The sequence below is a fragment of the Pseudomonas sp. JC1203 genome (genome assembly GCF_056175065.1).
On the sequence record NZ_JBWCAM010000007.1, the window covers coordinates 277152 to 286112 of the forward strand.

Here is an 8961-nt window from a genome sequence, read left to right on the forward strand (position 1 = left end):
CGCTTTGGGCGCGCGTGGGGGGGGTGCCCCCCCAGCCACCCCCCCCCCCCCCACCCCCCCGCGCCCCCCCCCCCCCCCACAACTGCACACTCTCACTGCAAATCAATGCTGTTGATACGCTCGATCTCTTCGCTGCCCACGCCCAGGCCGCTGAGCACGAAATGCACCATGCTTTCCACCGCCGTGGCCGGGCGCGCGCCTTCCAGTATCTGGCGCAGCAGGTAGAGCATGCCGCCCACCACGCAATCCACGGTGGCGTCGATTTCCTTGACGTTGAACACCCCGGCGCGCTTGCCGGTTTCCAGGTCGCGGGCCAGGCGCGTGCCCATGGTCACGACCATGTCGTTGATGCTGTACACCGAGTGAATCATGAACCAGCCCCACACCGGGTCGGTGAGGCCACGGTGGATAGTGCGGCGCATGTTCACCCCCACCACTTCGGCAATGCCTGCATCCGGCAAGGTGGCGGCGTCCAGCAGGTCGGCCATCAGCAGGGCGTCTTCCTGGAACACCGCCCGCGCCACGTCTTCCTTGCTGCTGAAGTAGTTGTAGAAGGAGCCGAACGACAGCCCTGCCTCTTCGGTGATGTCATTGATGGCAGTGGCGTCGATGCCCTTGCTGCCCATGACCGTGCGCGCGGCGCGCAGCAGTTTGCCGCGCGTGCGCTCACGGGCTTTCTGATTGATTTTCGGCTTGGGAGCGCCGTGCTGATCGCCCTTGGCAGGCATAACCTTCCCTTATTCCAGACGTGGCCGTGACGGGCCACAGGATACTCGACTCTGCGCTGCAAGACGATTATCCCCGCCAAGGGCTTTGCCCTAGAACCGCGTGCCCAGCCCCAGCAACACCTGCGAATAATGCGCGCCCAGGTTGCTGCCGGTGCTCGGCCCGGTGCCGCGAACGGTCTGCGGCAGGTGGTATTCCCAGCCCAGCGACAGCGCCGTGGACGCCGTGGCCTGCCAGCTGAAGCCACTGCTGATGGAATTATCGAGGATGCCCGGCGAGAAGTAGTTGGCCGCCGTGTGGTCGGAGTCCACCGCGCGCGACGCCTGCTTGAAGCCTGCGCGCAAGGTCAGCGCCGGCATCGCCTGCCACGAAGCGCCCACCCGGTAGACGTTCTGGCTGCGCAGCCCGGCGCCCTGCGGGTCGTCGAGAAAGCCGACATGGCTCCACTCGATGCGCAGGTAATCGGCGGCCAGGGTGAGGGTGGGCGTTACGTGCAACGCCACCCCTATCCCATACTGCTCGGGCAGGTCCAGATGGCCACCGGCGCCCGCCAGCAGGTCGTCCTTGTAGCCGTCCGCCTTGCCGAAGCGCATCTTCGGTGACCACGACGCGCCCACGCTGACGGTGCTGTTGAGGTTCCACAACGCCCCGATGCGCGCGCCATAACCCATGTTGGTCGACACCCCATGGCTGGGCAGCAGGCCCAGGCTGCCGTCCGCCTGCGGCGCAACCATGCCGCGCGCCTGCAAATGCTGCACGCCGATCAGCGCCGAAATGCCCAGGCTCAGGTCCGGGGTAATCTTATAGGCCAGCGTCGGGGCGAAGTTGAGGAACGCCACCTTGGTCTTCACCGCCGGGAAGCCTTGCCCCGGCACGGCAGCATGGTCGTAGTCCACCCCCGAGCCCACCGAGTACATCGACAGCCCCAGGCTCATGCGCTCGCTGGCCATCCAGTTGATGCCGCCACTGGGAATGGGCGCGGCCACCTTGAAATCGTCGCGGTTGTTCTCGTTGCCAAAGCTTGAACGAAAGTGCGCCAGGAACAGCTCCATCCCGGCGTCGGTGCGGTTGCCGAGCATGGCCATGCCCGCCGGGTTGTCACTGGCGATCATGCTCGACTGGGGGAACGCCAGCGAGGCGCCGCCCATCTGGGCGGACTCGATGCTGGCGGAGGTGGGGATGTTGAAGTTCATGCCGTGGGCGCTGGCGCTGGCCAGCAGCACGCCTGCCACGCACGCGGCGGCGCTTGTCTTGTGAGTCATGTGTTTACCCGCACTTATTTTATTTTTATTGGATAACGCGTTGGTAAAACGCCCCTGGCGGGGTTAGAAGGCCACGTTGTCGCGCCCCTTCAAGCCCATGATCTGCCGCGCCTCGTCCGGGGTAGCCACCTCGAAGCCCAGGGCCTCGACCACCTGGCGAATGGCGCGTACCTGCTGCGCGTTGCTTTCGGCCAGCTGGCCCTTGCCCAGCCACAGGTTGTCTTCCAGGCCCACGCGCACATGGCCGCCCTGCAACAGCGCCTGGGTGGCGATACGCGATTGCTGCGCGCCGGCGCCCAACACCGACCAGTTGTAGGCGTCGCCGAACAGGCGGTCGGCGGTGCGCTTCATGTGGGTAATGTCTTCGGGGTGGTTGCCGATGCCGCCACGGATGCCGAACACCGACTGGATGAACAGCGGGTCCTTGACCAGCCCGCGCTGGCGGAAATGCGCGGCCGTGTACAGGTGGCCGATGTCGTAGCACTCGATCTCGAAGCGGGTGCGGTTGGCCGCGCAGGCGTCGAGGATGAAGGCGATGTCGCGGAAGGTGTTGCGGAAAATCCGCTCGTCGCTGTCGGCCAGGTACGGCCGCTCCCACTCGTGCTGGAAACTCGAGTAGCGCTCCAGCAGCTCATAGGAGCCAAAGTTCATGGTGCCCATGTTCAGCGAGGCCACTTCGGGCTGGAACTGCAGCGCCGGCGCCAGGCGCTCCTCGATACTCATGGTCGGCGCGCCGCCGGTGGTGAGGTTCAACACCACGTCGGATTCGCGCTTGATCACCGGCAGGAACTGCTCGAACAGCACCGGTGCCTGGCTGGGCATGCCGGTGCCCGGGTCGCGGGCGTGCAAGTGCACCACGGCGGCGCCGGCCTCGGCCGCTTCGATGGCCGAGCGGGCGATCTGCGCCGGCGTGATGGGCAGGAAAGGTGACATCGACGGGGTATGGACAGAGCCGGTGATGGCGCAGGTGATGATGACTTTCTTGTTGGTGGCAGCCATGGGGTGGTCCCTTTTATTGTTGGGTTGAAGGCCGGCAGGCGCTGCCGGCCTGCAGGCTCAGAACGGTTCGTTGATGATGGTGTTCTCGATGTGGCCGATGCCTTCGATGGCCACCCGCACCACGTCGCCGGCCTTGAGGAAGTGCGGCGGGGCCATGCCGATGCCGACGCCGGCCGGGGTGCCGGTGATGAGGATGTCGCCCGGCTCCAGGGTCATCACTTCGCTGAGGTAGGCGATCTGCCGGGCGACGCTGTAGTTCATCAGGCGGGTGTTGGAGTCCTGGCGCACTTCGCCGTTGACGCTGAGGCGGATGCCCAGGGCCTGCGGGTCGGGGATCTCGTCGGCGGTGACGATCCACGGGCCGATGGGGCCATGGGTGTCGAACGACTTGCCCAGGGTCCAGGTCGGGCTCTTGGCCTGCCAGTCGCGGGCGCTGACGTCGTTGGCGACGAAGTAGCCGGCCACGTGGTCAAGCGCCTCGGCCTCGCTGATGCGCCGGCCGCCCTTGCCGATCACCACGCCCAGCTCGGCCTCGTAGTCCAGGCGCTCGCAGGCGATGGGGTCGTGCACTGGGTCGTAGGGGCCGGTGATGCAGCTGATCTGCTTGCTGAACCACACCTGTGACGGCGGAATCGCCACGCCCAGGCGCCGGGCCTCGGCTTCGTGGTCCTTGTAGTTCATGCCCAGGCAGAGGAATTTGCCCGGGCGCACAATCGGCGCCAGCAGGCGCACCTGGTCCAGCGCCAGGCTGTTGCTGTCGGTGGCCTGGATGTCGGCGGCAGCGGCCAGGGTGGCCGGGGCCAACAGCGCGGCCACGTCCAGCAGCGCATGGGGGGTGGCCAGGGCGGTCAGGTCGACGACGCGGGTGCCTTCGACCTTGCCCACGAAGGTTTTACCGTCGTGGCTATAGCGTGCAAGTTTCATCGTGGTTGCTCCAGTAAAAAGGGTTCAGGCGAGGAAATCCGGGGCCAGCGGCGGCGCCCATTGCGCCAGCGCATCGGGGTTCAGGGGGGTGTTGGTGGTGGGCGTGTGGTCGTTGACCAGGTCGCCGTCGGTCCAGTGCTCGACCTTGTTGCCGAACGGGTCGCGCCAGTAGTCGAACACCTGGCTGCCGTGCACATGCCGGCCGATACCCCAGGAGTGGGTGTAGGCCTTGGCCTGCAGATGGTGGCTGCCACAGGCCAGGTCATCCCAGTCCAGCACCTCGAAAGCGCTGTGGTCGAAGGCCGGCGTTGCATTGCCCAGCCCAAGCAGCGCCAGGGTGTGGTGGTCGGTGTACTGCTCACCCAGGCCGCAGTGCAGGAACGCCGCCACGGTGTGCTCCGGGCGTTCGCCGTGGTAGCTGTCGGAGACGCGAAAGCCCAGCACGTCCTGGTAGAAGGCCAGCATCGCCGGAAAATCCACGGTCTTGAGCACCACGTGGCCCAGGCGCATCACCCGCGAAGCCTGGGCGGCCACGCGGTTGGTGCGCCCTACCCGGCGCTGCTCGCCGGCGTTGTTGAGCTGCAGCGGGCGGCGCACCGGTAACGGCGGCACGGTCTCGCCACCGAACAGCAGGTCAATCCGGAAGCCGTCGGGGTCACGCAGGTGCACCACCGAGCCGGCACCCAGCTCATGGTTGAAGCTGACTTCGGTGCCTTGCTGCGCGGCTACTGCGTGCAGGTCGGCGAGGCTCTGCACCACGAAACCTGCGCCCAGGGCCTGGGCCGGGCCCTTGCTGGCCAGGTACGCGGGGTAGCCGCCGGCATGGCTGGCCATCACCAGCGCCGAGGCGCTCTGCTGGTGCACGCGCAGGCCGAAATCTTCGAGGAAGCGCGCTTGCGTGACGAGGTCCGGCACCTGGTAGCGCACGTAGGCAATATCGCGAACGGCAATCATCTTGTGCTCCTTGTTCTTGTGAATTCGCGGGCAAAGCGGGGCCGCACGGTGCCCGCGGGACCGTGTGGGAAAGCAGTGTTCAAGCGGTGCCGGCGGTCAGCCGACGTCGAACCAGCAGGTGGCCGGGTCCAGTGCGTGCAGCTGTTTGTAGGCGCCGGAGAAGAACAGCAACGGGCGCCCGTCCGACTCGGCCAGGCCCAGCACGTCGGCGGTGTAGATCAGGTGGTCGCCGCCCGCGTGCACGGCGTTGGCGCGCACCGCCAACTGCACCAGCGCGCCGTCCAGCACCGGCACCTGCTGCACCGGCACGAAGGCCGGAGCGTGGCCCGGCTGCGGGCGGCCGCCGAAGTGGCTGCTCAGGGTTTCATGCTCTTCGCGCAGGAAGCTGATGCCGAACGGGTCGCCCACCGCCACGCTGCTGGCGAAGCGCGAGGGGTTGCGCACGGCGATCAGCACCATGGGCGGGTCCACCGACAGCGACATGAACGCGTTGGCGGTCATGCCGGCGGTGCTGCCCTCATGCTCGAAAGTGACCACCGTGACACCGGTGGCGAATTTGCCCATGACCCGCCGAAAGGCGCGGGCGTCGATTTGCTCAACCTGCATGTGCCTGTCTCCTGTAATGAAGTGCTGCCCGGTTCAGATGAACGGGGTGCCAGGCGTCAACCCGCAGAGGATGCGGCCGTAGGTCTCGAAGTTGGTGTTGGGGCTGACCACGCCATGCAGCGAGGCGATGCGCGCGTCCTGCCAGATGCGGGTCATGGGGTTGTTGACCGACGCCAGCGAGCCGCCGGAAGCCGAGGCCAGCAGGTCCACGGCTTCCCAGATGAGCTTCTCGGCATAGCCGACGTCGCGGCGTATACGGGCGCGTTCCTGGAAGTCCATGTACACGCCGGAGGCAGCGCTGACGTCCATGGTTTCGGCGTGCCGTTCCAGCACCGCCCGCGCCGCGTCGATTTTCGCCGACGCCTCGCCCACCTGCAGGTGGGTGATGGGCGCCTCGGACTGCTTGGCGTACCAGGAGTACTGGATACCCCGGCGTGGCAGGGTTTCCAGGAAGGTTTCCAGCGCCGCCACGCCCAGCCCCAGGGCGGGAAACGCGAGGATGATGGCCAGCATGGGCATGCACGCGGTGCGGAACAGCGGCTCGTCGGCCAGGTGACTGGAAGCGTAGTCACCTTCGATGGCGCGGCTCATGGAAGTGACGCGCGCCTCGGGCACGAACAGGTTGCTGACCTTGACGCTGGAGCTGCCGCTGCCGCAGATGCCGATCACGTTCCAGTCGTTGAGGATTTCCAGCTCATGGGCCGGGATCATCGCCGCGCCCTGGTCCAGCACCTTGCCTGCGGCATCGACGATGGGCATGCCGAGGAAATCCCAGGTGGCGTGGTAGACGCCGGAGTTGAAGCCCCACAGGCCCTCTTCAATCACATAGCCGCCCTCGACCTTGCGCACCACGGCCTTGCGCGGCGACAGCACGCCGGTCACCCGCGCGGGCTTGTCGCCGCGGAAGATGGCGTCGCCGGTCTGCTGGTTGAACAGCGCGGCGGCCGCCCAGGTGGTGACGTTGGTCAGGGCCACCACCCAGGCCACCGAAGCGTCGGCGCGGCCCAGCTCGGCCACCACGTCGAGGAAGGTGCGCACGCTGACCGGGTCGCCGCCGTACAGGCGGGGCGTGGTCATGCTCAGCAGGCCGCCGGCTTCAAGGTCGGCAATGGTTTCAGCGGGCAAGCGCCCCAGGCGCACGGTCTCGGCGACACGCGCCTTGAGGGTGGGAATCAGCCCGCGGGCGTAGTCGCGCAGCGTGGTGCTGCGGTCCTGGCCAATGGCGGCATGCGGGCGTGCAGCGGGATCAATCGCGTTCATGGTGTCGTCCTGTTTGTCTTTGTTGTTGTCAGCTCACACCCAGTGGAAGGGGCCGGGTCGAGCACTATTGATATAGTCATCATTTTTGATAGAGTCATCAATAGTTTTTTTGAGCGTTTTTTCAAACCGCTCTGCCACGGGCTTCACCACCAACAATCACAAGAGGTTTTACCCGCCATGCCCGCCTATACCGCCCCGCTGAAAGACCTGCGTTTCGTGCTGCACGATGTATTCGAAGGCCCCGCGCTGTGGGCACGCCTGCCCGGACTCGCCGACACGGTGGACGCCGACACCGCCGACGCGGTACTTGAAGAAGCGGCAAAGGTCAGCGCCGGCATCCTCGCGCCGCTCAACCGCAGCGGCGACGAGGAAGGCGCCCGTTGGCAGGACGGCCAAGTGCGCACCCCGGCCGGTTTCCAGCAGGCCTACGCCGCCTACAGTGGCGGTGGCTGGGTAGGCCTGAGTGGCAACCCGGCCTGGGGCGGCATGGGCATGCCGAAGATGCTGGCGGTGCAGTTCGAGGAAATGCTTTACGCGGCCAACTCCAGCCTGGCGCTGTACTCGGTGCTCAGCGCCGGCGCCTGCCTGGCCATCGACGTGCACGCCAGCGAGCCGCTCAAGGCCACGTACCTGCCGGCCATGTACGAGGGGCGCTGGGCCGGGTCCATGTGCCTGACCGAGGCCCACGCCGGCACCGACCTGGGGCTGATTCGCACCCGTGCCGTGCCGGCCGGCGACGACCGCTTTGCCATCAGTGGCAGCAAGATTTTCATCACCGGCGGCGAACAGGACCTCACCGAGAACATCATCCACCTGGTGCTGGCCCGCCTGCCCGACGCGCCAGCGGGGCCCAAGGGTATCTCGCTGTTCCTGGTGCCCAAGTTGCTGGTCAATGCCGATGGCAGCCCAGGCCAGGCCAACGCCGTGAGCTGTGGTTCCATCGAGCACAAGATGGGCATCAAGGCCTCGTCCACTTGCGTGATGAACTTCGACGGCGCCACCGGCTGGCTGGTGGGCGAAGCGCACAAGGGCCTGGCGGCAATGTTCACGATGATGAACTACGAGCGCCTGTCCATCGGCCTGCAGGGCATCGGCTGTGCCGAGGCTTCCTGGCAGAACGCCGTGGCCTACGCCCGCGACCGCCTGCAAAGCCGTTCGGCGGCAGGTGCGCAGGCGCCGCACAAGGCTGCCGACCCGATCATCGTCCACGGTGATGTGCGGCGCATGCTGCTGACCATGAAGGCCATGACCGAGGGCGGCCGGGCGTTCGCCTGCTACGTGGGCCAGCAGCTGGACCTGGCCAGGCACGCCCCCGACGCCGCCGAACGCGAGCGCGCACAGGCGCTGGTGGCGCTGCTGACGCCGGTGGCCAAGGCCTTCTTCACCGACACCGGGCTTGAGAGCTGCATCCACGGCCAGCAAGTGTTCGGCGGCCACGGCTACATTCGCGAATGGGGCCAGGAACAGCTGGTGCGCGATGTGCGCATCGCGCAGATCTACGAGGGCACCAACGGCATCCAGGCCCTGGACCTGTTGGGGCGCAAGGTGATCGCCAATGGCGGCGAGGCGCTGCGGATCTTTACCGATGAAATTCGCGCATACGCGGCCCTGCCCGGCTGCCCTCATGCAAAGCCCCTGCTGGATGCGCTGCAGCGGTTGGAGGAAGTGGGGAGTTGGCTGCTGGACCAGGCGGCGCTGGACGCCAACGCCGTCAGCAGCGCCTGCGTGGACTACCTGCACCTGTTCGGTTATGTCGCCTACGCCTACATGTGGGCGCGCATGGCAAGGGTGGCGACGCTCAAGCATACCGAAGACGAAGCCTTCCACAGTGCCAAGCTGGCCACCGCCGGGTTTTATTTTGCCAAGTTGCTGCCGCGCATCCTCAGCCTTGAGGCCGCGATACGCGCGGGCAGCGACTCGCTTTACCAGATTCAGGCTGAGGATTTCTGAGAGGGTCGGACGCAGCCTGGCGGCAGCTACGCGAATGCGTATACCGCTTGGATCGCGTCGCCTGCATCGCGGCCAAGGCCGGCTCCTACCACGTACAGCGTAGGAGCCGACTTTAGTCGCGATGCAGACGACGCCATTTCAAAGACAGTTGCTGCTACGCGAATGCGTATACCGCTTGGATCGCGTCGCCTGCATCGCGGCCAAGGCCGGCTCCTACCGCGTACGGCGTAGGAGCCGACTTTAGTCGCGATGCAGACGACGCCATTTCAAAGACAGTTGC

Annotated in this window: 8 protein-coding genes; 1 reads left to right on the forward strand and 7 read right to left on the reverse strand. The window is 66.5% G+C overall.

What is annotated here, in order from left to right; genetic code table 11:
* Positions 1–92 precede the first annotated feature (92 nt).
* From AC0SZ7_RS13335 to AC0SZ7_RS13365, 7 genes are all read right to left on the reverse strand, one after another.
* Positions 93–728, reverse strand: a complete 636-nt coding sequence (locus AC0SZ7_RS13335) for a TetR/AcrR family transcriptional regulator (RefSeq protein ID WP_475504850.1) — start codon at positions 726–728, stop codon at positions 93–95.
* Positions 729–818: 90 nt separating this feature from the next.
* Complete coding sequence (locus AC0SZ7_RS13340) at positions 819–1988, reverse strand: OmpP1/FadL family transporter (protein WP_475504851.1); 1170 nt, start codon at positions 1986–1988, stop codon at positions 819–821.
* A 63-nt stretch (positions 1989–2051) separates the two neighbouring features.
* Positions 2052–2987 carry a 3,5-dioxohexanoate:acetyl-CoA acetone transferase gene (gene kce, locus AC0SZ7_RS13345; RefSeq protein ID WP_475504852.1) on the reverse strand — a complete coding sequence of 312 codons (936 nt, stop codon included), beginning with the start codon at positions 2985–2987 and terminating at the stop codon, positions 2052–2054.
* A gap of 57 nt (positions 2988–3044) precedes the next feature.
* Positions 3045–3911: a fumarylacetoacetate hydrolase family protein gene (locus AC0SZ7_RS13350; protein ID WP_475504853.1), complete on the reverse strand. Its 867-nt coding sequence runs from the start codon at positions 3909–3911 to the stop codon at positions 3045–3047.
* A gap of 24 nt (positions 3912–3935) precedes the next feature.
* Positions 3936–4865, reverse strand: coding sequence for a VOC family protein (locus AC0SZ7_RS13355; RefSeq protein WP_475504854.1), 930 nt, complete (start codon positions 4863–4865; stop codon positions 3936–3938).
* 96 nt (positions 4866–4961) lie between these two features.
* The gene (locus AC0SZ7_RS13360; RefSeq protein ID WP_475504855.1) at positions 4962–5471 is read right to left on the reverse strand and encodes a flavin reductase family protein; all 510 of its coding nucleotides are present in this window, start codon (positions 5469–5471) and stop codon (positions 4962–4964) included.
* Between the two features lie 33 nt (positions 5472–5504).
* Entirely contained in the window at positions 5505–6731 is a 1227-nt protein-coding gene (locus AC0SZ7_RS13365; protein WP_475504856.1) for an acyl-CoA dehydrogenase family protein, read from the reverse strand.
* A gap of 177 nt (positions 6732–6908) precedes the next feature.
* Between AC0SZ7_RS13365 and AC0SZ7_RS13370 the strand changes: the two genes are divergently transcribed.
* Positions 6909–8681, forward strand: coding sequence for an acyl-CoA dehydrogenase C-terminal domain-containing protein (locus tag AC0SZ7_RS13370; protein ID WP_475504857.1), 1773 nt, complete (start codon positions 6909–6911; stop codon positions 8679–8681).
* Positions 8682–8961 lie beyond the last annotated feature (280 nt).